This window comes from Streptomyces solitudinis, from assembly GCF_036323765.1.
Lineage (GTDB): Bacteria > Actinomycetota > Actinomycetes > Streptomycetales > Streptomycetaceae > Streptomyces.
This window is the reverse complement of record NZ_JAZDCW010000003.1, coordinates 40,305-63,862: the sequence shown is the minus strand read 5'-3', so window position 1 is coordinate 63,862 and position 23,558 is coordinate 40,305. Positions and strand designations below refer to the sequence as shown.

The following is a 23,558-nucleotide window of genomic DNA, read 5'->3' as shown; positions in this document are numbered from 1 at the left end:
CCACAGGGCGCGGGCTACTTCCCGCCGCCCTTGCCGTCCTTGCCGTCCTTGCCGCCGCTGGTCATGGACTCGTAGATCTCCTTGCACAGCGGGCACACCGGGTACTTCTTCGGGTCACGACCGGGCACCCAGACCTTGCCGCACAGCGCCACGACGGGCGTGCCGTCGAGCGCGCTCGCCATGATCTTGTCCTTCTGGACGTAGTGGGCGAAGCGCTCGTGGTCGCCATCGCCGTGTGACGTCTGCGGAGTCGGCTCGACGAGCGTGCCGGTACCCGTACCGCGCTCGGGCTCAAGAGTGCTCATGGCGTCCAAGGGTACCGACCCGCCGGGCGAGCCGGACCCGCCTCAGTTGAGGGTCGGGTCGTCCGGATACGTGGCCACGAGGGCCAGCGCGCCGCGCTGCCGGCGCAGCACGGCGCGCCACAGCCGCTCGGGGTCGGGTGAGGAGACGTCGCCCGGTTCGGAGTCGACGACGTACCACGCGCCCTCCGCCACCTCCTCCTCCAGCTGCCCCGGTCCCCAGCCCGCGTAGCCGACGAAGATGCGCAGGAAGCCCAGCTCGGCGGCGAGCACCTCGGGCGGGGCGTCGAGGTCCAGCAGGCCGATCGCGCCGTGCACCCGGCGCCAGCCCAGCGGACTGGCGCCCTGTGCCCCGGGCGGGGCCGCGGCGGACGCGGCCCCGGTGGAGCCGTTGCCCGCGGCGCCGGGCACGATCGCCACGCCCAGCGCCGCGTCCAGCGACACCGGACCGCCCTGGAAGACGACTCCGGGGGCGCCCGCCAGCGCCGCCCAGGGCTCCAGGACGTCGCCGACGTGCACCGGCGTGGGGCGGTTGAGCACGACGCCGAGCGAGCCCTGCTCGTCGTGGTCGAGGAGCAGCACCACCGCGCGCTCGAAGTTGGGATCGGTCAGCGCCGGGGTGGCGACGAGCAGCCGCCCGGTGAGCGAGGACACCTCGGACATGGCTCCCATGATTCCCCACCGGGGCCGCGCGCGGGCGGCCAACGTCGATCTCCCGGCCCACGGGTTTCCCCGCGGCCCCGGCCCCGGCTTTCCACGGCGTTTCGCCGGGACGCTCCTGGTAGGGCCGCCGGCGGGCCCGCGGCGGGCGCCGGGCTGCCGGGTGCGGGCGCCGCGGCGACTACCATTTCGTCTGTCCCCTGCCCCTTGTGTAGAGATCGCGAGTTCCATGACCGGCACCGAAGACGTCCTGCTCGTCCACGGCGGCACCCCGCTCCAGGGCGAGATCCGGGTCCGCGGCGCGAAGAACCTCGTGCCCAAGGCCATGGTCGCGGCCCTTCTCGGCAGCGAACCGAGCCGGCTGCGCAACGTCCCCGATATCCGCGACGTCCGCGTGGTGCGGGGGCTGCTGGAGCTGCACGGCGTCACCGTGCGCACCGGCGCGGAGTCCGGCGAACTGGTGATGGACCCCTCCCACGTGGAGAGCGCCAACGTCGCGGACATCGACGCGCACGCGGGTTCGTCCCGCATCCCCATCCTGCTGTGCGGTCCGCTGCTGCACCGGCTCGGTCACGCGTTCATCCCCGGCCTGGGCGGCTGCGACATCGGCGGCCGGCCGATCGACTTCCACTTCGACGTGCTGCGCCAGTTCGGCGCGGTCATCGAGAAGCGGCCCGAGGGCCAGTACCTGGAGGCGCCGCAGCGGCTGCGCGGCACGAAGATCCAGCTCCCGTACCCGTCCGTGGGCACCACCGAGCAGGTGCTCCTGACGGCCGTGCTCGCCGAGGGCGTCACCGAGCTGTCCAACGCGGCCGTGGAACCGGAGATCGAGGACCTGATCTGCGTCCTGCAGAAGATGGGCGCGATCATCTCCATGGACACCGACCGCACCATCCGCATCACCGGGGTGGACAAGCTCGGCGGCTACCGGCACCGCGCGCTGCCGGACCGGCTGGAGGCCGCGTCCTGGGCCTGCGCGGCGCTGGCCACCGAGGGCAGCGTCTACATCCGCGGCGCCAGCCAGCGCGAGATGATGACGTTCCTCAACACCTACCGGCGGGTCGGCGGGGCCTTCGACGTCGAGGACGACGGCATCCGCTTCTGGCACCCCGGCGGGCCGCTGAACGCCATCGCGCTGGAGACGGACGTCCACCCCGGCTTCCAGACGGACTGGCAGCAGCCGCTCGTCGTCGCCCTCACCCAGGCGTCGGGGCTGTCGATCGTGCACGAGACGGTGTACGAGTCGCGCCTCGGCTTCACCGAGGCGCTCAACCAGATGGGCGCGCACATCCAGGTGTACCGCGAGTGCCTGGGCGGCACGCCGTGCCGTTTCGGCCAGCGGAACTTCCTGCACTCGGCCGTGGTGTCGGGGCCGACGAAGCTCCAGGCGGCCGAGCTGGTGATCCCCGACCTGCGCGGCGGGTTCTCGTACCTGATCGCGGCGCTGGCCGCCCAGGGCACGTCCCGGGTGCACGGCATCGACCTGATCAACCGCGGCTACGAGAACTTCATGGACAAGCTCCCGGCGCTCGGCGCGCAGGTGGAGCTGCCGTAGCGCCCCGCGGGGCGCCCGCACGAAGGGGCGGCGTCCGGCACTCGGTGCCGGACGCCGCCCCTTCGTGCGCCTGCGGAGCCTTACTGGCCCTTGGCGGCTTCCTTCAGCTTCGAGCCCGCGGAGACCTTGACGCTGTAGCCGGCCGGGATCTGGATGGGGTCGCCGGTCTGCGGGTTGCGGGCGGTGCGAGCGGCACGGTGGGTGCGCTCAAAGGTCAGGAAACCCGGGATGGTGACCTTCTCGTCGCCCTTGGCGACGACCTCGCCGACGGTCTCGGCGAAGGCGGCCAGAACGGCGTCGGCGTCCTTGCGGGTCACCTCGGCGCGATCGGCCAGTGCGGCCACCAGCTCAGTGCGGTTCATGTGTGTTACTCCCGTGTTCTTCTTGCCGATGAGGCGTGAGACGAAGCCGATGCTGCCAGGGCCCTCGGACAGTGCCGGGACCCGGGTCTGCTCCCAGACCCTCGCGCCCGGGACGCATCCTGCCCCCACCAGTGGCGGTAAAGCCAATCCGGCGGCCTGTCGTCACACGCAAAGCGCCGTGTCTCGTCACGATGACGTTCCGCCGGCTTTGCCCGCCCGCAACCCTACGGGGGGCCGGGGCGTGCCCCTCCCCGCGACGCGCCGTACGCCCGTGCGTGGCGGTCCTCACACCGCGGCCGCCCGGTCCTCCCGGGCCGCCTCGTTCACCGCGTCGGCCACCGCGCCGGACACCTTCTCGTTGAAGACGCTCGGGATGACGTAGTTGGCGTTCAGCTCGTCCTCGCCGACCACGTCGGCGAGCGCCCGCGCGGCGGCCAGCATCATGCCGTCCGTCACCGTGTGCGACTGCGCGTCCAGCAGGCCGCGGAACACGCCGGGGAAGACGAGCACGTTGTTGATCTGGTTGGGGAAGTCGGAGCGGCCGGTGGCCACGACGGCGGCGGTCTGCCGGGCGGTGGCCGGGTCGATCTCCGGGTCCGGGTTGGCGAGCGCGAACACGATGGCGCCCTCCGCCATCGTCGCCACGTCCTCGCCGGTGAGCACGTTGGGGGCGGAGACGCCGACGAAGACGTCCGCGCCGGCGACGGCGTCCTTGAGCGAGCCGGAGATGTTCTCCGGGTTGGTGTGGTCCGCGATCCAGCGCAGGGCGGAGGACGGGTCGGCCTCCTTCAGGTCCTCGCGGTCGCAGCACACGACGCCGTCGATGTCGCAGACCACGGCGTGCCTGACGCCCGCGGCCAGCAGCAGCTTGAGGATGGCCGTCCCGGCCGCGCCCGCGCCCGACATGACGACCCGGACGTCCGCGATGTCCTTGCCGACGACCCGCAGCGCGTTGTGCAGGGCGGCCAGCACGACGATGGCGGTGCCGTGCTGGTCGTCGTGGAAGACGGGGATGTCCAGCGCCTCGCGCAGCCGGGCCTCGATCTCGAAGCAGCGCGGCGCGGAGATGTCCTCCAGGTTGATGCCGGCGAAGCCGGGCGCGATGGCCTTGACGATCTCCACGATGGCGTCCGGGTCCTGGGTGTCCAGGCACAGCGGCCACGCGTCGATGCCCGCGAACCGCTTGAACAGCGCCGCCTTGCCCTCCATGACCGGCAGCGCGGCGTGCGGGCCGATGTTGCCCAGGCCCAGCACGGCGGAGCCGTCGGTGACGACGGCGACGCTGTTGCGCTTGATGGTCAGCCGCCGGGCGTCCTCGGGGTGTTCGGCGATCTGCGTGCACACCCGTGCCACGCCGGGCGTGTAGACCATGGACAGGTCGTCGCGGTTGCGAATGGGGTGCTTCGACGACATCTCGATCTTGCCGCCGAGGTGCATGAGGAAGGTGCGGTCGGAGACCTTGCCGAGCGAGACGCCGTCGATCTCCCCGAGCCGGGCGACGATCGACTTGCCGTGGTCGGTGGACGTGGCGGCGACGGTCACGTCGATGCGCAGTCTCTCGTGCCCGGACGCGGTCACGTCCAGGGCGGTGACATGGCCCCCGGAGGACTCCACGACGGTGGTGATCTGGCTGACCGCCGATCCGCCGGCCGGGACCTCCAGCCGGACGGTCATCGAGTAGGAGACGCTGGGCGCCGTTGCCATGCGGACTTCCTCTGCTTTCCTTGAGCACTTCGCGGGGTGCGGGCTGCTTTCCGAATCGTCGCACTTACCGCCCGGTAGGCGGTAAGTCGGGTTGACTCCGGAAAACAGATTCCACCATACGAGAAGTGCGGGGCGAGAGGAACCCCGGGCGGCCGCCCGCAGGGCGCGTCCCGGCACGCGTCCGCACCCGGCGGAGCCGCGCACGGACGCGTGCCGCGCACGCAGAAGCGGGCCTCCCGGTGGGAGACCCGCTTCTCATCGCTGAGGGTGGCACCGACCCGCCAGCTCGCCTCGCGGCAAGAGGTCGCTCGAAGCGACGATGGTTGGGCCCGGGGGCATGGATCGGGCCGGTGCCACCACCCAGGCTAACAAACCCCCCGCAGAAGTCGTCCCCCCGCCGCAACCCGTTCCCGGGCCCGGGAACGGGCCCCCGGCCGGGGCCGGGACAGGGCCGCGCCGGTCCCGGGCGGCCCTGTCCCGGCCCCGGCCGGTCCCGCTCAGTCCCGCAGCAGGTCGGGGACGCCGTCCGCGTCGGGCAGGTCCCGCTCCCCGGAGAGGATCGTCAGCCGCTGCGTCGCCCGGGTCAGCGCGACGTAGAGCACGCGCAGTCCCGCGGGTGACTCGTCGGCGATCTCCGCGGGCGTCACCACGAGCGTCGCGTCGTACTCCAGGCCCTTCGCCTCCAGGCTGCCCAGCGCCACCACCCGCGCGCCGAGCCCGGCCAGCCAGCGGGCCGCCTGCGCCCGCCGGGCCATGGGCACGACGACGCCCACCGTCCCGTCCACCTCCGCCAGCAGCCGCGCCGCCTCCCGGCGCACGGCGGCGGCCACGGCCTCCCCGGCCTCTCCGGCACCCCCCGCGGTCCCGGTCACGGCGAACCGGGGCACCAGGCCCGTGGAGCGCACCGCCTTGGGCGGCTGGGTGCCGGGCATCGCCAGGGCCAGCACGCGCGAGGCCAGCTCGGCGATCTCGGACGGGTTGCGGTAGTTGACGGTCAGCTCGAACCGGCGGCGCGGGCGGGTGCCCAGCGCCTCCCCGCGGGCCTCGGCCGCCTCCTCCTGGTCGGTCCAGGAGGACTGCGCCGGGTCCCCCACCACCGTCCACGTCGCGTGGCGGCCCCGGCGGCCGACCATGCGCCACTGCATCGGCGTGAGGTCCTGCGCCTCGTCCACGATGACGTGGGCGTAGTCGCGCCGCTCCTCCCCGTCGGCCGGACGGCGCTCGCGGCGCGTCGGGTCGCGGTCGGCCGCCGTGGTCAGCTCCGCGAGGCCGGTGAACTGGTCGAGCGGGTCGATCTCCCGCTTCCTGGGCCGGGCCGGGGCGCCGAGGACGACGTGCAGCTCGTCCAGCAGCGCCACGTCGTGCACCGACAGCGGCCCCTGCCCCGCGGCGTCCAGCCGGGACAGCGAGCGGGCCAGGCGGCGCACCTCGCGGGGCTGGAGCACCCGGCGCGACCAGCGGCCCAGCCGCTTCTCGTCGGCCATCGCGGCGAGCACCGCGCGCGGCGTCAGCTCCCGCCACCACGCGGCCAGGAAACCGGCGAACTCGTCCGACTCGGCCACCTCCTCGTCGAACGCCTCGCGGGCCTCGGCGGCCAGCTCCGGGTCCGTCGCCGGGTGGCGGGCGGGGCCGCCCGCCCGCTGCCACAGGGCGTCCAGCAGCAATTTGCGGGCGCGCGGACGCAGGTAGTTCAGCGGGGCGGTGCCGCTGAGCACCGTGGCGCGGATGCGCCGCAGCTCCTCCGCGTCCAGTTCCACGCGGGCGCCGAAGGCCAGGACCCGCAGCCCCGCAGCCGCGGCCGGGTCGGCGGCCAGTTCCAGCGTGCCCCGGGCGGCGCGGCGCAGCACCTTGGTCATGCGGGCCGAGCCCTTGACGCGGGCCACCGGCTGCGGGTCGTGGGCGTCGGCCTCGGCGCCGTCCACGAGCGAGCCCAGCGCCCGGATCGCCACCTGCCCCTCCTCGCCGAGCGAGGGGAGCACGCCCTCGGTGTAGGCGACGAGCAGCGGTGTGGGGCTGACGACGAGGATGCCGCCCGCGTAGCGGCGCCGGTCCTGGTAGAGCAGGTAGGCCGCGCGGTGCAGGGCGACGGCGGTCTTGCCGGTGCCGGGGCCGCCCTCCACCTCGGTGACGGACGCGGCGGGGGCGCGGATGACCTCGTCCTGCTCGGCCTGGATGGAGGCCACGATGTCGCGCATGGTGTGGCTCCGGGCACGGCCGAGCGCCGCCATGAGGGCGCCGTCCCCGACGGCGGGCAGTTCGGCCCCGTCCAGGCGGGCCGTCAGCTCGGGCCGCAGCAGGTCGTCCTCGACGCCGAGGACGACGCGCCCCTTGGAGCGGATGACGCGGCGGCGCACGACGCGGCCCGGTGAGACGGGTGTGGCGCGGTAGAACGGCGCGGCCGCGGGCGCGCGCCAGTCGATGACCAGCGGCGTGTAGTCGGCGTCGAGCACACCGAGCCGCCCGATGTGCAGGGTCTCGGCGATGTCGGCGGTGGCGTCGGGGCGGACGGCGTCGTCGGCGGGTTCCACCGAGGTGTGGGCGCCGTCCGGGCCGCGGACGCCGTCCTTGCCCTTGAGCAGGTCGACGCGGCCGAAGAGGAAGTCCTCGAACTCGCTGTTCAGCCGGTGCAGGTGCACCCCCGCCCGGAACACCTGCGCGTCTCGTTCGGCGAGCGCGCCGGGCGTGCCGACCTGGGCACGCTGGTTCGCGTCGTCCATGAGGAACTCGGCTTCGTGGATCTTCTCTTCCAGGCGGCGGTACACCGCGTCCAGGTGTCTCTGCTCGGCGTGGATCTCCCGCTCCCGCACGCCTGTGTCCTGCGCCTCCAACGCAAGGGCCCCCTTCTGCTGTACTCAGGGCAGCCGTCAACCGTACGCCAAGCAGTGCCCCCCGCGCACGCGCACGCGCGAGACCGCCGGGGCGTCACGCGTCGTACTTCTCCCCCGCGCCGGGGTCCAGGGCCAGGCGGTAACCGCGCTTGACGACGGTCTGGATCAGCTTCGGCGCCCCGAGCGCGGAGCGCAGCCGCGCCATCGCCGTCTCCACGGCGTGTTCGTCCCGGCCGGTGCCGGGCAGGGCGCGCAGCAGGTCGGCGCGGGGCACGACCCAGCCGGGGCGGCGGGCCAGCGCCCGCAGCAGGGCCATCCCGGCGGGCGGGACGGTGCGCAGCTCCCCGTCCAGGACGACGGCGTGCCCCCGGATCTCCAGGCGCCGCCCGGCGACGGGCAGCGACCGCACCCGGCCCGGGAGTTCGCCGCACAGGAGCTGTACGAGCGGCCCGAGCCGGAACCGCTCGGGCTGGGAGGTGGGGACGTCGTGCGCCTGGAGCGGCAGCGCGGTGACGGGCCCGACGCACGCGGGCAGCACGTCGTGGCGCAGGGCGGCCAGGACGTCGTCCCGCAGGCCGCGCAGCGCCGCCCGCTCCAGCAGGGAGGCGGCGGCGGGTGCGCTGGTGAACGTGACGGCGTCCAGCGCACGGGCGCACACCGCGTCCACCAGGCGGTCCAGCGGGGCCGGGTCCAGCGGGGGCTGCCACCGGTAGACGGGCACGGGCACCACCTCGGCACCGCCCGCGCGCAGCGCCTCGATGAACCCGGGCAGCGGTTCGCCGTGCAGCTGGAGCGCGATGCGGCGGCCTTCGACGCCCTCCTCCAGCAGCCGGTCCAGTACCTCGGCCATGGACTCGGAGGCGGGCGACCACTCCTCGGTGAGCCCGGCCGCCCGGATGGCGCCGCGCACCTTCGGGCCGCGGGCGAGCAGTTCGGCGCCGGCGAGGCGGCTGAGCAGGTCCTCGCCCAGGTCCCAGCCGTGGGCGGCCTCCACCCAGCCGCGGAAGCCGATGGCGGTGGTGGCCACCACCGTGTCGGGGGCGGTGTCGAGGAGCCGCCGGGTGGCGCTGAGCAGCTCCCCGTCGTCGGCGAGCGGGACGATGCGCAGCGCGGGGGCGTGCAGCACCGTGCCGCCGCGCCGTTCGATCAGCGCGATCAGTTCCTCGGCGCGGCGGGCTGCGGTGACGCCGACGGTGAATCCGGCCAGCGGCTTGGGGCCGGCGGGCGGCGTGCGTCCCTGCGGCGCCGGCTCGGACGGTGTGTGCGGGGTGGGTCGGTGCATGGGCTGGTCCTCGTCCCCCCTGGTGGTCAAGACCGTGGGACCGAGCCTGCCGGGGGCGCGTGACAGGCTCGGTTCACCGGCATTTCGCCGGTGTTACGGGGTGATCTTCACCCGCGTACCTGTCTACACCCGTGCGTACGCGGGCGGGGACTCGGGTGCGGCCACGGCCGGGCCGTTCCCGGCGGGCGCCGCCGGGCGCGCCGGGCGGCGCAGGTATACGGACCAGGTGACCACGAAGCAGACGGCGTAGCACACCAGGAACGCGACGAAGGCGCCCGTCCCGGAGCCGGTGGACTGGAAGGACTGCCGGAACGCCAGGTTGATGCCGAGGCCGCCGGCCGCGCCGACCGCGCCGATCAGCCCGATCGCTGCGCCCGACAGCCGCCGCCCGTACCGCGCGGCCTCCTCGCCGGTGAGGCCGAGGGCGACCGCCTTGGCGTGGTAGATGCCGGGGATCATCTTGTACGTCGAGCCGTTGCCGAGGCCGCTGAGGACGAACAGCGCGACGAAGCCGGCGAGGAAGACGGGCAGCGAGGCGCGGACCGAGGCCGCGATGACGAGGGAGGTGGCCGCGGCCATGGCGGCGAAGTTCCACAGGGTGATGCGCCCGCCGCCGTACCGGTCGGCGAGCCGGCCGCCGACGGGCCGGACGAGGGAGCCCAGCAGCGGTCCGACGAACGTCAGTGACGCGGCCTGCAACGGCGTGCGGTCGAACTGGGTCTGGAGGACGAGCCCGAAGGCGAAGCTGTAGCCGATGAACGAGCCGAACGTGCCGACGTAGAGCAGCGACATGATCCAGGTGTGGGCGTCGCGGACGGAGTCGCGGGCCGCGCCGCTGTCGCCCCGCACCACGGCGAGGTTGTCCATGCGGTACCAGGCGCAGGCGGCGGCCACCACGATCAGCGGCAGGTAGATCAGCAGCAGCAGCCGGGGCCGTCCCGCGCCCGCCGTGGCGATGACGGCCAGGGCGACGAGCTGGATCACCGGCACCCCGATGTTGCCGCCGCCCGCGTTCAGCCCGAGCGCCCAGCCCTTCTCGCGCAGCGGGAAGAAGGAGTTGATGTTGGTCATCGAGGACGCGAAGTTGCCGCCGCCGACGCCGGTGAGCAGCGCCACGAGCAGGAACGTGGTGTAGGAGGTGCCCGGTTCCATGACCGCGTACGCGGCGCCGGCGGGCACCAGCAGCATCAGGGCGGAGAACACCGTCCAGTTCCGGCCGCCGAAGCGGGCGACGGCGAAGGTGTAGGGCACCCGCACGAACGCGCCGACGAGCGTGGCCATGGCGACGAGGATGAACTTGCCCGCCGCGTCGATGCCGTACTCGGGGCCCATGAACAGGACCAGCACCGACCACAGCGACCACACGGAGAACCCGACGTGCTCGCAGAGCACGGAGAACCAGAGGTTGCGCCGGGCCGTGCGCCTGCCCGTCCCGCGCCAGAACGTCTCGTCCTCCGGGTCCCAGTGCTCGATCCACCGGCCGCCGCGGCGCGGGGCCGGCTGGGTCCTGGCTGCTGTCATGGCGCCTCCCGTGGAGAACTGGCCGGTCGGGTGTCCGGCCAATCTAGGAAGGGGGCGTTTCGGCGCTGTGGCGTGAGGTGACGCGGGCGAAACCTTGCTCTCACCTAGCCCACGGCGGCGCGGTGAGCGGGCCGGGCCAGGTCCAGGACGGCGGCGACGGCCAGCGCGTAGGGCGCGGCGCTGCCGGCGGCGGCGCCGGGCCCGGGGGCCGCGGCGCGCAGCCGGGGACCGCGCGGGGTGAGGACGACGGTGGCGTGCGCGAGCCCGACGCGGTGGTCGAGCGCGTCCAGCGCGGTGGTGGCGGCGCGGGTGACGGCGTGGGCGGTCCGCGCGCCGACGCCGTCGGGGGTGAGGGTGTGCACGGTGTGGGCGCCGCCGTAGGAGTGCGCGCCGACCTCGAAGACGGGGCCGGTCAGCCGCTCCTCGACCACGAGGGGCTGCCGGGCGGGCAGCCGGGCGGCCAGGCCGTCGGCGTCGTCGGGGCCGAGCAGGGTGTGACGGCGCTGGGCGCGGGTGCGGACGACGCAGGGGAACCCGATGCGCCGGGCCGCGTCGGAGAGGGTGTGCGGGACGCAGACCTCGGCCCGGACGGGGAAGGCGGTGAAACGGTTCACCAGCTCGCGCTGCGTCACCGGGTCGATGAGGCCCTGCACGGCGGACGGCGGATTGCCGGGCAGCCGCAGCAGGGCGTTGGCCCAGGCGGCGGCCAGCGCACCGGCCGCGTCAAAGCCGAACACCGACGCCCTGGGGACGCCGGTGTAGTGGCTGAGTGCGGTGAGCAGGCTGCGGCGATCGGTCCAGTCGGCCTCGATCGCGTCGTCGGCTTCGGCGACGGTCCGTCTCATGCCTGGCGCCGCGAGGTCGGGGCCGACCACGAGGGTTCCGGCCCCGACCGCGCGTGCCGCCCTTACGGCCTCGCGGCGGGGGTTGAGGAGCAAGGCCATGGGCGTGGGGGGTGGCGGTTTCATCGGGCTGGCTCCGGAGCGCCGTGGTCCACGTGCTCGGCGAGCCAGCTCTCACAGTGGTGCAGTCGTTCCATCAGTTGGTCTGAGTCGGCGCCCGCGACGATCGTCCAGCACAGGCCGGCGGCGCTGTCGAGCGGTCCGTCGCTGCGCTCTCCGGGGCGCAGCAGGGTGTGGTGGTCGCGCACCCAGGGGTAGGGCGGTGCGGTGGGGACCGCGCGGACGCGGCCCGCGCGGGGTGTCAGGGCGATGTCGCCGTGCACGGCGCGCGGCACGGTCACGGGCTCGGCCCGCAGCGGCAGTCCGGTCTCCAGCCGGAACCACGTCTCCTGGGGGTCGGCGCCCCAGGTGCGGCGGATGAGCTGCGGGATGCGCGACCCGCCGACGCGGGAGGCGATCTCGCACAGCACCAGACGGTCGTCGGGGGTGTGGAAGACCTCCAGGTGATAGGCGCCCACCTCGGGGGCGGGGAGCACCGTGAGCAGGGTGTCCAGGAAGGCCGCGAGGCGCCGGGCCATCGGCTCGCGGGGGTGCAGCAGGGCGGAGCCGTTGTTGGCGCCCGAGAGCACCTCCAGGCAGCCGGTGTAGTAGCGGCCCGCCGAGACGAAGCGGAAACCCGGGGCGAGGACGGCGTCCACGTGGTAGACGTCGCCGTGCACGAACTCCTCGGCCATGAGGTCGTCCCGCCAGGGCAGCCTGCTGAAGGCGGTGAGCTGGGCCTCGTCCCGCAGGACCGTCACGTCCCGCGAGCCGCCCTGCCCGACCGGCTTGACGACGACGGGGTAGTCCCGCTCCGCGACGAAGTCCAGCAGGTCGCCGAAGGTGGCCAGCCGGGCGTGGGCGGGGACGGGGACCGCGTGCCCGGCGTAGTCCTTCATCAGCGCCTTGTCCCGGAAGACGCGGGCGCTGGACTCACTCTGCCCGGGGATGTCGAGCCGGTCGCGCAGCCGTCCCGCCCGCTCCAGGTCGAACTCGTGGCCCGCCAGCACCCGGTCGAACGTCACCGGGGCGACCGGGTCGGACGCCATCCGCAGCGCCGTCAGCTCCGCGTAGGGCACGGCGGCGCAGTCGGGGACCTGCTCGTAATGGGCGTAGCGCTCCGGCGACGGGAGCGGCTGCTCGGTGAACACCACCATGTCGGCGGCCAGTTCCGGCAGCATCTCCGCGTAGTCGGTGCTCGCTCCCCCATTGAGCACGAGCGTGGTCATGACGTCTCCGTAAGGTCAGCGGGTGCGGGGGGCCGTCACCAGGCCCAGGTGTCCTCGCCCGTTGCGGCGGCCTGCGGGGAGGCGGGCGCCCCGCCGAGGACGCCGGAAGCCACCTGGGCGCCGCCGAATGCCAGGGCAGCGATCAGGGTCCCGGCGAAAATCCGAGTGAACCGCTTCACAACATTCTCCTTCTTCCCAGGGAGTGCGGAACGAGCAGGGGGCCGCATTCCGCTCCTGATGTTTCCCGTGTTCGCCCTGCAAGCCAAGGTGTTCGCGCTGGCGGCATCTCGCCTGGCAGGTTGTCGCCCGCGTAAGCTGCGAGGCCCGAGAGAAAGATGGGACGGGTGTACGAGACAGGGGAGATCGACGCCGCGACGTCGCGCATCTACCGGCTGCGTGTCATGCACGCGACGGAGTCCCTGGAGCGTATCGCCACCCGGGCGGGTGTCACGCCCCAGGAGGCCGCCGCCGCCGAGTCCCGGCTCGCCGCGCTGGGCCTGCTCCAGCCCGCGCCCAGCGGCGGCTGGGCGGCCGTCAGCCCCGAGACGGCCGCCGACACGCTCCTCGCGGCGGCCCAGCGGGAAGTGCTCGAACGGCAGTCCGCCATCGCCGCGACCCGCGCCCGGCTGCACGCCCTCACCGGCGAGTACCTGGAGGCCCGCAGCCTGCGCTCGGACAAGGGCAGCATCGAGATCATCGAGGGCATCGACAGCATCCGCTCGGTAATCGACGACCTGGCCCGGCACTGCTCCTCCTCGGTGGACGCCCTCATCCCCGGCGGCGGTCTCGACGAGGCCGCCATCAGCTCGGCGACCCGCCTGGACCGCGAGACGCTCGCCCGGGGCGTGCGGATGCGCACCCTGCTCCAGCACTCCGCCCGCAAGCACCCGCCGACCGCCCGCTACGCCGCGCAGATCAGCGCCGCCGGCGCGCGCATCCGCAGCACCGGAGTCCTGCCCTCGCGCATCCTCATCGCCGACAACGAGTCCGCCGTCCTGCCCGTCGACCCCGAGGACCACGCGGCGGGCGTCGTCCTCGTCCGCGACCCGGCCGTGCTCAGCTTCCTGCGCCGCCTCTTCGAGCACCACTGGGACCGGGGCCTGGAGTTCACCGCCGAGGAGCAGGAGAACGGCCCCGAGCCGACGCAGCTCGAACGCGACGTCCTGCTCCTGCTGGCCGCCGGCAAGAAGAACGACGTCATCGCCCACCAGCTCGGCATCTCCCCGCGCTCGGTGAGCCGCATCGTGGCCCACCTGATGGACCGGCTCGGCGCCACCAGCCGCTTCCAGGCGGGCGTACGCGCCGCGATGAACGGCTGGATCTCGTAGGAGGCGTGGCGGAAAACCGCCTGGGCCCGCCGCTCAGCGCGGGATCGCGTCGATCAGGGCGCGGGCGCCCCGGGACAGGAGGGCCTCCGCGACGGCGGCCCCGAGGGCGGCCGGTTCGCCGCCGGTGCCCTCGGCCGTCACGACCGTCCCGCCGTCCGGCGAGAAGACCCGGGCGGCCAGGTGCCAGGAGCCGTCCGGCGCGGGGCGCGCCAGCCCGGCGACGGGGCTGTTGCAGTGGCCCCGCAGCGTGCGCAGCAGCGCCTGTTCCGCCGTCGTCGCGGCGGCGGTCGGCGCGTCGTCCAGCTCCCTGACCAGCGCGAGCGTCGCCCGGTCCGCCGTGCGGCACCGCAGGCCGAGGACGCCGGCGCCCAGCGGCGGGCACATCGCGGCGAGCGGGAGCACCTGGGTGACGCGGTCCCCCGCGCCGATGCGGAGCAGGCCGCACAGGGCCAGGACGAGGGCGTCGGCGCGCTCCCCGTCCAGCCGCGCCAGGCGCCGGTTCACGGCGCCGCGCATCGGCACGCAGCACAGGTGCGGGTGGGACGCGGTGAGCTGGGCCACGCGGCGCACCGAGGACGTCCCCACCCGGGTGCCCGGGGGCAGCTCGTCCAGGGTGAGGCCGCCGGGGTGGACGAGCGCGTCACGGACGTCGTCGCGGCGCAGGTACGCGGCGAACAGGGTGCCGGGCGGCGGCGGCTCGTCACCGGGGACGTCCTTCATGCAGTGGACGGCCACGTCCGCCCCGCCGGCCAGCAGGACGGCGTCCACCTCCCGGGTGAACGCGGCCTTGCCGCCGAAGCGGCACAGGCTGCCGGTCCAGCGGTCGCCGTACGGGGTGACGGGCACCACCCGCACGGCCGTCCCCGGGTGCCGGGCGGCCAGCTCCGCGCGCACCCGCCCGGCCTGGGCGAGGGCCATCGGGGAGGAGCGGGTGACGATGCGCAGGGCGTCGGCGGGGGCCACGCCGTCACGATAGGCCGCCGCCCGCGCCGCCGCGCGGCGACGCCACGGGGCGGCGGAGCGGTTGTGGCTGCCCGGGCGGCGGTTCGCCTGCGAGGATGGTTCCAGCGCCCGGGTTCGGCCGGGCACGGGACGAGGGGAGCCGAGCGTGGCGCACGAAGTCCGGGCGATCGTGGCCCGGGGCAAGGGAGAGCCGGTGTCGCTGGAGACGGTCGTCGTCCCCGATCCGGGGCCCGGCGAGGCCGTCGTGAAGGTGCAGGCGTGCGGCGTCTGCCACACCGACCTGCACTACCGCGAGGGCGGCATCGACGACGCGTTCCCGTTCCTGCTCGGGCACGAGGCCGCGGGGGTCGTGGAGGCGGTCGGCGAGGACGTCACCTCGGTCGCGCCCGGCGACTTCGTCGTCCTGAACTGGCGGGCGGTGTGCGGGCAGTGCCGGGCGTGCCTCCGGGGCCGTCCGCAGTACTGCTTCGCCACGCACAACGCCACGCAGCGCATGACGCTGACCGACGGCACCGAGCTGTCCCCCGCGCTGGGCATCGGCGCCTTCGCGGAGCGGACGCTCGTGGCGGCGGGCCAGTGCACGAAGGTGGACCCGGCCGCGTCACCCGCGGCCGTGGGGCTGCTGGGCTGCGGGGTGATGGCGGGGCTCGGCGCCGCGCTCAACACCGGGAACGTCAGCCGCGGCGACACCGTCGCCGTCATCGGCTGCGGCGGCGTGGGCTGCGCCGCCGTCGCGGGCGCCCGGCTGGCCGGCGCGGCCCGCGTCATCGCCGTGGACATCGACGGCCGGAAGCTGGAGTGGGCCCGCGGCCTGGGCGCGACGCACACGGTCGACTCCACCGCCACCGACCCGGTGGCCGCCGTCCGGGAGCTGACCGGCGGGCACGGCGCGGACGTCGTCATCGAGGCGGTGGGCCGCCCGGAGACGTACGAGCAGGCGTTCTACGCCCGCGACCTGGCCGGGACGGTCGTCCTCGTGGGGGTGCCGACGCCCGAGATGCGGCTGGAGCTGCCGCTGCTGGACGTCTTCGGCCGGGGCGGCGCGCTGAAGTCGTCCTGGTACGGCGACTGTCTGCCCTCCCGGGACTTCCCGCAGCTCACCGACCTCTACCTCCAGGGCCGCCTGGACCTGGACGCCTTCGTGTCCGAGACGATCCCGCTCGACGGCGTCGAGGAGGCGTTCGCCCGTATGCAGCGCGGTGACGTGCTGCGCTCGGTGGTGGTGTTCTGATGGGCGCGCGCATCGACCACGCCGTCACCTCCGGCACGTTCTCGCTCGACGGCGAGACGTTCGAGGTGGACAACAACGTGTGGGTGGTCGGCGACGACGACACCTGCGTGGTGATCGACGCCCCGCACGACGTCGCGGCGATCACCGCGGCCGTCGCCGGGCGCCGGGTCACGGCGATCCTGGCCACGCACGCCCACGACGACCACGTGCGGGTGGCGCCGGAGCTGGCCGACGCCACCGGGGCACCGGTCCTGCTCCACCCGGACGACCTGCCGGTGTGGCGGCTGACGCACCCGGACCGCGCGCCGGACGGGCCGCTGGCCCACGGTCAGGTGGTGGACGCCGGCGGCACCGCGCTCACCGTCCTGCACACCCCGGGCCACGCGCCGGGGGCCTGCTGCTTCCACGCCCCGGAGCTGGGCGTCGTCTTCACCGGCGACACGCTCTTCCAGGGCGGCCCGGGGGCCACGGGCCGGTCGTTCTCCGACTACGGCACGATCGTCGCCTCGATCCGGGACCGGCTGCTGACGCTGCCGCCGGAGACGGTCGTCCACACCGGGCACGGCGACAGCACGACGGTCGGGGCCGAAGCGCCGCACCTGGCGGAGTGGCTGCGGCGCGCGGACTGACCCGGCGCGGACGGCCGGCGGTGCGGACGGCCCGGGCGCGGGCGGCGTGGCGGCCGGGCGCGGTCAGCCCGGCGGCGCGCTCTCCCGCGTGCGGGGAGCGGCCGCCCGCGCCGGTGGGCCGCCCACCGGCCACAGCCTCGGTCTGCGGCGGGCGGAGACGTCCTCCGCCCAGCCCGCGGCCATGATGCACAGGGCGACCAGCGGCCACACCAGCAGGAACATCAGCGGCGGGTAGAGGGCGGTCAGCAGGTCCGCGTGGGCGGGCCACACCCCGGGGATGCTCCACAGCGGGTCGAGCAGCGGGATGGACCCGATGAGGGCGATCTCGTGCCACAGGTAGAGCGTCACCGCCCGGTTGCTGGCCAGCGTCACCGGCTTGTCGAAGCGGGCGAGGCGGCCCGGCAGCTTCTGCCAGGAGGGGCTGACGCGCAGCAGCAGCACGCAGAAGCCGAAGGACCACAGGGCCTGGGCGAGCGGGATGTCGTTGAGGTCCAGCCCGTCCGCGCCCGGGTGCCCCGCGGCCCACCACGGGCCGACCGCCATGAACAGCGGGGCCAGCGAGGGCGCCACGTAGGCGGGGATGCGGTGCAGCAGCCCGTCGTGGTGCGCGAAGCCGAGCACCCAGCAGGCGCCGAAGGTGGCGAAGTCGGTGACGGCGCTGCCCGTCTGGCCGGGGAGGCGGGGGCGGACGCGTCGGGCTCCTCCGGCTCGGCCGGCGGCTCCTCGGCGGGCGCGGAGGTGCTGGGCGCCGGACTCGCGGGGACGGCCGGGGCCGGGGCCGCTGATCGGGAGCCACGGGCGCTGGAGTTGCCGCCGAGCAGGCTCACTCCGAGGACGGCGGCGTAGGCGGCCGAGCCAAGGCCGAACAGCCAGCCGATCCGGCGCAGGTTCCTGCGGCGCCGTCCGCTGCTGTCCGCCGGGGGTGTCCTCCCGGCCCGCGCGCTCCTCCACACCGGATCCGTGGCGGAAATCTACCGCATGTTTTCGGACACAAGTCCGGCCTTTCCTGCCAAATGGCGCTCAGTTCGGGTGACGATGTGATGAACCTGTGTCGATTCACGCCGGAGGTGGTCCTGTTCCAGCCACACCCACCACCACCCCGGGGCCGCGTGCCCCGTCCCCTCCCGGGGCCGGGAGGCGCTCACCCCGCGGCCCGGCGCGCACGGGAGGCGTCCGCGCTCCGCCCGGGCGGGCCCTCCGCCAGCTCGGCCCGGTCCGGCTCCGGGAGCCAGGCGCCCCCGGGCACGTCCCGCCACCCGCCGTCGGCGGCCAGCCGCTCCGCCGCCGAGAGCAGCACCGCGAGCCCGGGGTGCCGCAGGCCGCGCCGCCACACGACGGAGACGGGCGAGACGGGCACCGGGTCCGTCAGCGGGCGCAGGGCCATGCCGGGGAAGTCCGCGAACGTCTCGCTCGCCAGCACCGACCATCCGCGCCGCCGCACGACGCGGGCGAACTCCGCGTCGCCCTCGATCTTGGGGAACGGCGCGGCCAGCCCCACGCCGCGCCCGGCGAGGAGCAGCCGGGCGTAGTCCGTCCACTCGGCCGTCTCGGGGTTGCCCGCGCCCACGTACAGCGTCTCCCCCGCCAGTTCGGCCAGCGGCACGGCGGTACGGGCGGCGAGCCGGTGGTCCCCGGGCAGCAGGACGGCCACGCGCTCGAACCGGACGAGCCGGTGCGCCAGCCGCTCCCGCAGCTCCGGGGGAAGCCCGGCCACCCGGCCGAACGACACGTCCACGCGGCCCGCCGCGATCTCGGCGGCGGCCCCGGCGAGGCCGCTGTGGAAGCGGGCCACGAACTCCAGCTCCGGCGCGGCGGCACGGGCCGCGTCCAGCACCAGGGTGCCCGTGCTGACCGGGGCCGCGACATCCACGACCAGGGGGCGGTCCGCGCCCGCCGCGGCGGCGTCCAGCTCCTCGTAGGCGGCCAGCACCCGGTGCGCGTACGGCAGCAGCCGCTCACCCTCGCCGGTGAGCGTCACCTGCCGCGTCGTCCGGACGAACAGGTCCGCGCCCAGCATGCGTTCGAGCCTCCGCACGTCCCGGCTGAGAGCCTGCTGGGCGACGTACAGGCGGGAGGCGGCGCGGGTGAAGTGCAGCTCGTCGGCGACGGTGACGAAGGCGCGCAGGAGCCGGGGGTCCGGTGTGGAGGCCATCCGCCCATACTGACAACCCGCGTGCGTGAATGCGCCGCCAACCGGTGTTGGACGCCCGGCACCGGCCGCCGCGAGGCTGGACCGCATGCCGCCCTCCCCCGCTCCGCCCTCCGCTCCGCCGTCCCCGCCCCGGCGCCGCCGCCCGTCCGTCCGGACCGGGCCCTACGCGCGGCTGTTCGCCGCGCCGGGCACCGCCGCCTTCACCGCGGGCGGGCTGCTCGCCCGGCTGCCGATGGGCATGTTCACCGTCTCGACGGTACTGATGATCGCCGCGACGCGCGGCTCCTACGCGCTGGCCGGGGCCGTCACCGCGACGGGGCTGGCCGCCACCGCCGTCGTCGCCCCGCTGACCGCCCGCCTGGTGGACCGGCTCGGGCAGGCCCGCGTCGCCGTCCCCGCCGTGCTGCTCGCCGTCGCCGCGCACCTCCTGCTGGCCCTGTGCGTCCGCACCGGCGCCCCCGACTGGACGCTGTTCGCCTGCTACGCCGCCACCGCCACCGCACCCAACCTCGGCGGCATGGCCCGCGCCCGCTGGGCGCACCTGCACGCGGGGGACGCCGCGCTGCGGCACACCGCCAACTCCTTCGAACAGGCCGCCGACGAGCTGTGCTTCATGTCCGGACCGGTACTGGCGACGTTCCTGTGCGTGGCGCTGTTCCCGGAGGCGGGCACGCTCACGGCGGCCGCGCTGCTGCTCGGCGGCACCCTCCTGTTCGCCGCCCAGCGCCGCACCGAACCACCCCTCGCCCGCCCCGGGGCCGCCCGCGGCCCGGCGCCGCTGCGGCGGCCCGGGATGCCCGCGCTGCTGGTCACCTTCCTGGCGACGGGCGCGGTGTTCGGCGCGCTGGAGGTCGTCACCGTCGCCTTCGCCGACGAGCGGGGCAGGCCCGGACTCGCGGGGGCGGTACTGGGCCTCCAGGCGGCGGGCTCCTGCGTGGCGGGCCTGCTGTACGGGCTGCTGCGCCCGGCCGCCGCGCTCCGGCGGCGGTTCGCGGTGTGCGTCACGGCGATGGCCGGGCTGATGACGCTGCCGCTGCTCGCGGCGGGGGCCGGGGGCCTGGCCGCGCTGGCCCCCGCGCTGCTGGTGGCGGGGATGGCCACGGCCCCGACGATGGCCACCGGCATGGGCATCGTGCAGGCCACCGTCTCCGGGGACCGGCTGAACGAGGGGATGACGCTCGCGGTGACCGCCCTGCTCGGCGGCATAGCCTGCGGCGCGGCGTCCGGCGGCTGGGCGGCCGAACACCTGGGCGGCGCCTGGGGCTACACGGTGCCGGCGGTGGCCGCGACGCTCGCCGCGGCCACCGCCGTCCCCTGGCTCAGCAGTACAGGTTGGACCCGGGGGTCGTCCCGAGGAGCTGCGTGAACCGCTGGTAGTTGTCGACCCGGCTCTGCACCTGTCCGGGGTTGCGGCCGTCGCACTCCAGCGCGCCGTTGATGCTGCGGATCGACTCGCCGAACCCGTGCCCGTTCACCATGGCGGTGTGGCCGCTCATCGTGCCCGGACCCGACTGGGTGTTCCAGTACCACAGCGCCGTCTTCCACGCCACGGCCGAGTCGTTCTGGACGAGGTAGGGGTTGTTCAGCAGGTCGATGCCGAGCGCGTCGCCCGCGGCCTTGTAGTTGAAGTTCCAGCTCAGCTGGATCGGGCCGCGCCCGTAGTAGGCCGACTGGCCCGCCGGGCAGCCGTAGGACTGGCCGGTGTCGCAGTAGTGCGAGTAGTTCGCCTCGTTCTGCTCGACGACGTACCGCAGACCGCCCGTCTCGTGGCTGACGTTGGCGAGGAACGCGGCCGCCTCACGCTTGCGGGTGGTCTCGTTGCCGGTGTTGGTGAAGCCGGGGTACGCGCTCAGCGCGGCGGTGAGCCCCTGGTAGGTGTAGAACGGGTTCCGGTTCGGGAACATCTGGTTGAACTGCGCCTGGGAGACGACGAAGTCCCCGTCGCCCGGGTCGCCGGGGTCACCCGGGCCGGTGCCGCCGCAGGGTCCCTGGTTCTCCCAGACGCCGGAGCCGCCGGTGCTGGGCGTCTCGCCCTGCGTCCACCACTTCGCGCGCCAGTTCTGCCCGTTGTACGACGCGATGTCGTTGCCCCAGTAGACGGCGCTCGACTGCCATGCCGAAGCGCACGCCGGTGCGGCGCTGGCGGTGGCTCCGGGCACGAGTACGGCCAGTGCGCCGAGAAGCCCGGTCATGGCGATGAAGGCCGCAACGCGCTGCCTCACCACGTGATCACCCCTATCCTGTCGCCCCCCTGTATTGACAGGGGACAGTCAAGAGGAATGGTCTGAACCAGTCAAGGTCCAGACCAGCACTGGCACGTGTTCGCCACCGCGACCGGAGTCCGCGCGCCGGACACCCGGCAGCGTGCCCGGCCCGGCGGGCGCCCGCCCTCGTCCAGCCGTGCCGGAGAAGCTGCCCGCACCCCTCCCCCGACGCACGGGGCCGCGCGGGCCGGGACTCGCGGCAGGCTCCCGGAAAACGACGAAGGCGACGCGGCCCGCATCGTTCGCGGGCACACGTCGCCTGTCGTCCCCCGGGGGTGCGGGTGGCGCAGCCCCCGCCCGCGCGGCGCAGCCGCGCAACAACGACGAAGGCGACGCGGCCCGCATCGTTCGCGGGCACACGTCGCCTGTCGTATTCGTGGAGATGGCGGGAATCGAACCCGCGTCCAACGGAGCGGAAGGAGGGCTTCTCCGAGCGCAGTCTGCTGTGCTTTTCTCAGCCCCGGCAGTCACGCAGACAAGCTGCCGACGGGCTCAGTCACTGTGAGATGTCCCGGCAGGCCCCGTGACCGGGCCTACGCGGTGAGTTCCCTAGCTGATGCCAGGAACCGGGCCGGGAACGAACCCGGGCTGACACTTCGCAAGTCGCTACTTAGGCAGCGAGGGCGAAGGAATCGCGCTTGGAGTTGGCGATTATTTTTTTGCGGCACGTGGTTTGCGAGATCATTGCCGCGTTCCTCGGCTCGCTTCCCCTGCTTCGACATCCGCTGTCGAAACCGATCATCCCCATGTTCAGTTGACAACCCCGCGCGGCCTGGGCCCCGCGGCACTGTGCTGCCACCATCGTACGTCACAACGCCGACGGCGCCCAGCGCATTCCCCGCCGGCCCCCGAGTGCGTGATCTGTGTCACACCCTCGCCCCGGCGAGGCGCGTCCGGTGTACCGCTCAGGCGCGGCGGCGGCGCCGGGCGGCCGAGACCGCGCGCTCCGCCTCCCGCCGGTCCTGCTTCTCCCGCAGCGTCTGCCGCTTGTCGTACTCCTTCTTGCCGCGCGCGAGCGCCAGCTCCACCTTCGCGCGGCCGTCCTTGAAGTACAGCTGGAGGGGCACCAGCGTCAGACCCGTCTGCTGGAGCTTGCCCACCAGCTTGTCGATCTCCTCGCGGTGCATGAGGAGCTTCCGCTTGCGCCGGGCGCTGTGGTTGGTCCACGTGCCCTGGCTGTACTCGGGGATGTGCACGTTGTGCAGCCACGCCTCGCCGCCGTCGATCTGGCCGAAGCCGTCGACCAGCGAGGCACGGCCCTGGCGCAACGACTTCACCTCGGTGCCGGTCAGCATGAGACCGCACTCGTAGGTGTCCAGGATCAGGTAGTCGTGCCGGGCCTTCTTGTGCTGTGCGATGAGTTTGCGACCGGTCTCTTTAGCCATAGCCGGGCCATTGTTCCTCAGGTCCGCGCGGCGAGGCCACTCAATACGGTGCGCGCCTTCTCCCGGGCCGTCTCGCCGCCCTCCACGGTCACGTCGGGCGTGAGCCCGGTGCCCTCCAGGGTGCGGCCCGCCGGGGTGGCGTACTGGCCGACGGTCAGCTCCGCGACCGAGCCGTCCGGCTGCTCCTGCGGCACCTGCACCGAGCCCTTCCCGAAGGTGCGGCTGCCGACGACCACCGCGCGGCCCCGGTCCTGGAGCGCCCCGGCCAGCAGTTCGGCCGCGCTCATGGAGCCGCCGTCCACCAGCACGACGAGCGGGGACTCCGTGTTGCCGCCGGGCTCCGCGTACAGGGCGTGCTGCGCGTCCCCCTCGCCGTACGTGGCCACCAGGCCGCCGTCCAGGAACGCGGACGCCGCCTCGGTGGCCTCCTGGAGCAGGCCGCCGGAGTTGCCGCGCAGGTCCAGCAGGATGCCGTCACCCGGCGGCGTCCCGGCGACGGCCTCGCGCAGCCGCTCGCCGGAGCCCGCGGTGAAGGCGGTGACCTTCAGGTGGGTGGTGTCCGGCTCCATCCGGCCCACGGTCACCGGTTCCGTGTGCAGCCGGGCCCGCTCCAGCACCTCCCGCCACTGCCGTCCCTCCCGGCTCAGGCCCACCGTGACGGAGGTGCCCGCGGCGTCCGGACCGGCGTCCCCCCGCAGCCGGGCCACCACCTCCGTGACCGGCAGCCCGGTGACGTCCGCGCCGTCGATCGTGCGCAGCCGGTCACCGGCCCGCACCCCGGCCCGCTCGGCCGGGCTGCCCCCGGTGACGCGGGCGACCTCCACGCCGGGGCCGCCCCGGGCGCGGACGGCGATGCCCACGCCCACGTAGGCACCGTCGAGTGCCTGCTGGAGCCCTTCGTACTCGCGGGCGGTGTAGGCGGCCGACCAGCGGTCCCCGCTGCGGCTGACGGCTTCGAGCGCGTCGTGCCCGCCGGACCCGTGCCGCTCGGCGACCGTCCCGCCCGCGAGGGCCACCGGGCCCGGTGCGGGAGGGCCGTCGCCCTCCCCCGGCTCCCCGTGCCAGGCCCCCGTGGCGACACCGGTCAGCAGCACCCCCGTGAAGACGAGGGTCAGGGCCGCCCCGCGGCCGACGCGGCGAGGCTGGACGAACATCCACGAGCCGGACATGCTGCGGAGTCTAGGCCAGCACCCGGCGCCCGGCGGGAGGTTGACCGTACGGC

21 protein-coding genes and 1 other RNA gene are annotated in these 23,558 nt (G+C 74.6%); 5 read left to right on the top strand and 17 right to left on the bottom strand.

Annotation, left to right across the window (positions count from 1 at the left end):
* Positions 1–14: 14 nt before the first annotated feature.
* Positions 15–305, bottom strand: coding sequence for a DUF3039 domain-containing protein (locus V1J52_RS07810; protein WP_330138917.1), 291 nt, complete (start codon positions 303–305; stop codon positions 15–17).
* Positions 306–347: 42 nt separating this feature from the next.
* Complete coding sequence (locus V1J52_RS07805) at positions 348–965, bottom strand: YqgE/AlgH family protein (protein ID WP_330138916.1); 618 nt, start codon at positions 963–965, stop codon at positions 348–350.
* 226 nt (positions 966–1,191) lie between these two features.
* Between V1J52_RS07805 and murA the strand changes: the two genes are divergently transcribed.
* Complete coding sequence (gene murA, locus V1J52_RS07800; RefSeq protein WP_330138915.1) at positions 1,192–2,517, top strand: UDP-N-acetylglucosamine 1-carboxyvinyltransferase; 1,326 nt, start codon at positions 1,192–1,194, stop codon at positions 2,515–2,517.
* A gap of 80 nt (positions 2,518–2,597) precedes the next feature.
* Here murA and V1J52_RS07795 read toward each other — a convergent pair whose 3' ends face one another.
* The 8 genes from V1J52_RS07795 to V1J52_RS07760 all read right to left on the bottom strand — a co-directional run bounded on the left by V1J52_RS07795 (position 2,598) and on the right by V1J52_RS07760 (position 12,563).
* Positions 2,598–2,879, bottom strand: coding sequence for an HU family DNA-binding protein (locus V1J52_RS07795; protein WP_330138914.1), 282 nt, complete (start codon positions 2,877–2,879; stop codon positions 2,598–2,600).
* A gap of 285 nt (positions 2,880–3,164) precedes the next feature.
* On the bottom strand, positions 3,165–4,583 hold the full coding sequence (locus tag V1J52_RS07790; RefSeq protein ID WP_330138913.1) for an NAD-dependent malic enzyme: 1,419 nt from the start codon (positions 4,581–4,583) through the stop codon (positions 3,165–3,167).
* Between the two features lie 497 nt (positions 4,584–5,080).
* Positions 5,081–7,411, bottom strand: coding sequence for a HelD family protein (locus tag V1J52_RS07785; protein ID WP_330138912.1), 2,331 nt, complete (start codon positions 7,409–7,411; stop codon positions 5,081–5,083).
* Positions 7,412–7,505: 94 nt separating this feature from the next.
* On the bottom strand, positions 7,506–8,693 hold the full coding sequence (locus V1J52_RS07780; protein WP_330138911.1) for a uroporphyrinogen-III synthase: 1,188 nt from the start codon (positions 8,691–8,693) through the stop codon (positions 7,506–7,508).
* 123 nt (positions 8,694–8,816) lie between these two features.
* Positions 8,817–10,214 (bottom strand): MFS transporter, encoded by a 1,398-nt coding sequence (locus V1J52_RS07775; RefSeq protein ID WP_330138910.1) that lies wholly within the window; start codon positions 10,212–10,214, stop codon positions 8,817–8,819.
* Positions 10,215–10,318: 104 nt separating this feature from the next.
* Entirely contained in the window at positions 10,319–11,059 is a 741-nt protein-coding gene (locus tag V1J52_RS07770) for an ATP-grasp domain-containing protein (RefSeq protein WP_330138909.1), read from the bottom strand.
* Between the two features lie 119 nt (positions 11,060–11,178).
* Positions 11,179–12,384, bottom strand: coding sequence for an ATP-grasp domain-containing protein (locus V1J52_RS07765; protein WP_330138908.1), 1,206 nt, complete (start codon positions 12,382–12,384; stop codon positions 11,179–11,181).
* 35 nt (positions 12,385–12,419) lie between these two features.
* Positions 12,420–12,563, bottom strand: a complete 144-nt coding sequence (locus tag V1J52_RS07760; RefSeq protein WP_330138907.1) for a hypothetical protein — start codon at positions 12,561–12,563, stop codon at positions 12,420–12,422.
* A gap of 165 nt (positions 12,564–12,728) precedes the next feature.
* Here V1J52_RS07760 and V1J52_RS07755 point away from each other — a divergent pair, with 165 nt between their 5' ends.
* The gene (locus V1J52_RS07755; RefSeq protein ID WP_330138906.1) at positions 12,729–13,712 is read left to right on the top strand and encodes a helix-turn-helix transcriptional regulator; all 984 of its coding nucleotides are present in this window, start codon (positions 12,729–12,731) and stop codon (positions 13,710–13,712) included.
* 33 nt (positions 13,713–13,745) lie between these two features.
* Here the strand turns inward: V1J52_RS07755 and hemC are convergent, their stop codons facing one another.
* Entirely contained in the window at positions 13,746–14,675 is a 930-nt protein-coding gene (gene hemC, locus V1J52_RS07750; protein WP_330138905.1) for a hydroxymethylbilane synthase, read from the bottom strand.
* Positions 14,676–14,820: 145 nt separating this feature from the next.
* On the opposite strand from hemC, the gene V1J52_RS07745 reads away from it, so the two are divergent.
* Both V1J52_RS07745 and V1J52_RS07740 read left to right on the top strand, forming a co-directional pair.
* A complete protein-coding gene (locus tag V1J52_RS07745; protein ID WP_330138904.1) occupies positions 14,821–15,906 on the top strand; it encodes an S-(hydroxymethyl)mycothiol dehydrogenase in 1,086 nt (361 codons plus the stop codon).
* Positions 15,906–16,535 (top strand): MBL fold metallo-hydrolase, encoded by a 630-nt coding sequence (locus tag V1J52_RS07740; protein WP_330138903.1) that lies wholly within the window; start codon positions 15,906–15,908, stop codon positions 16,533–16,535. Before V1J52_RS07745 ends, V1J52_RS07740 begins: the two co-directional genes overlap by 1 nt.
* A gap of 63 nt (positions 16,536–16,598) precedes the next feature.
* On the opposite strand, the gene V1J52_RS07735 is transcribed toward V1J52_RS07740, so the two are convergent.
* Both V1J52_RS07735 and V1J52_RS07730 read right to left on the bottom strand, forming a co-directional pair.
* The gene (locus V1J52_RS07735; RefSeq protein WP_330138902.1) at positions 16,599–17,156 is read right to left on the bottom strand and encodes a hypothetical protein; all 558 of its coding nucleotides are present in this window, start codon (positions 17,154–17,156) and stop codon (positions 16,599–16,601) included.
* Between the two features lie 520 nt (positions 17,157–17,676).
* The gene (locus V1J52_RS07730) at positions 17,677–18,687 is read right to left on the bottom strand and encodes a LysR family transcriptional regulator (RefSeq protein ID WP_330138901.1); all 1,011 of its coding nucleotides are present in this window, start codon (positions 18,685–18,687) and stop codon (positions 17,677–17,679) included.
* Between the two features lie 85 nt (positions 18,688–18,772).
* Here V1J52_RS07730 and V1J52_RS07725 point away from each other — a divergent pair, with 85 nt between their 5' ends.
* Positions 18,773–20,053 (top strand): MFS transporter, encoded by a 1,281-nt coding sequence (locus V1J52_RS07725; RefSeq protein ID WP_330138900.1) that lies wholly within the window; start codon positions 18,773–18,775, stop codon positions 20,051–20,053.
* Here the strand turns inward: V1J52_RS07725 and V1J52_RS07720 are convergent.
* The 4 genes from V1J52_RS07720 to V1J52_RS07705 form a co-directional block, all read right to left on the bottom strand.
* Positions 20,007–20,879 (bottom strand): glycoside hydrolase family 19 protein, encoded by an 873-nt coding sequence (locus tag V1J52_RS07720; RefSeq protein ID WP_330139529.1) that lies wholly within the window; start codon positions 20,877–20,879, stop codon positions 20,007–20,009. The two genes, V1J52_RS07725 and V1J52_RS07720, sit on opposite strands and share 47 nt — an antisense overlap.
* A gap of 446 nt (positions 20,880–21,325) precedes the next feature.
* Positions 21,326–21,697: a transfer-messenger RNA gene (gene ssrA, locus V1J52_RS07715) on the bottom strand.
* Positions 21,698–21,856: 159 nt separating this feature from the next.
* Positions 21,857–22,336 (bottom strand): SsrA-binding protein SmpB, encoded by a 480-nt coding sequence (smpB, locus tag V1J52_RS07710; RefSeq protein ID WP_330138899.1) that lies wholly within the window; start codon positions 22,334–22,336, stop codon positions 21,857–21,859.
* 17 nt (positions 22,337–22,353) lie between these two features.
* Positions 22,354–23,505 carry a S41 family peptidase gene (locus tag V1J52_RS07705; RefSeq protein WP_330138898.1) on the bottom strand — a complete coding sequence of 384 codons (1,152 nt, stop codon included), beginning with the start codon at positions 23,503–23,505 and terminating at the stop codon, positions 22,354–22,356.
* Positions 23,506–23,558 lie beyond the last annotated feature (53 nt).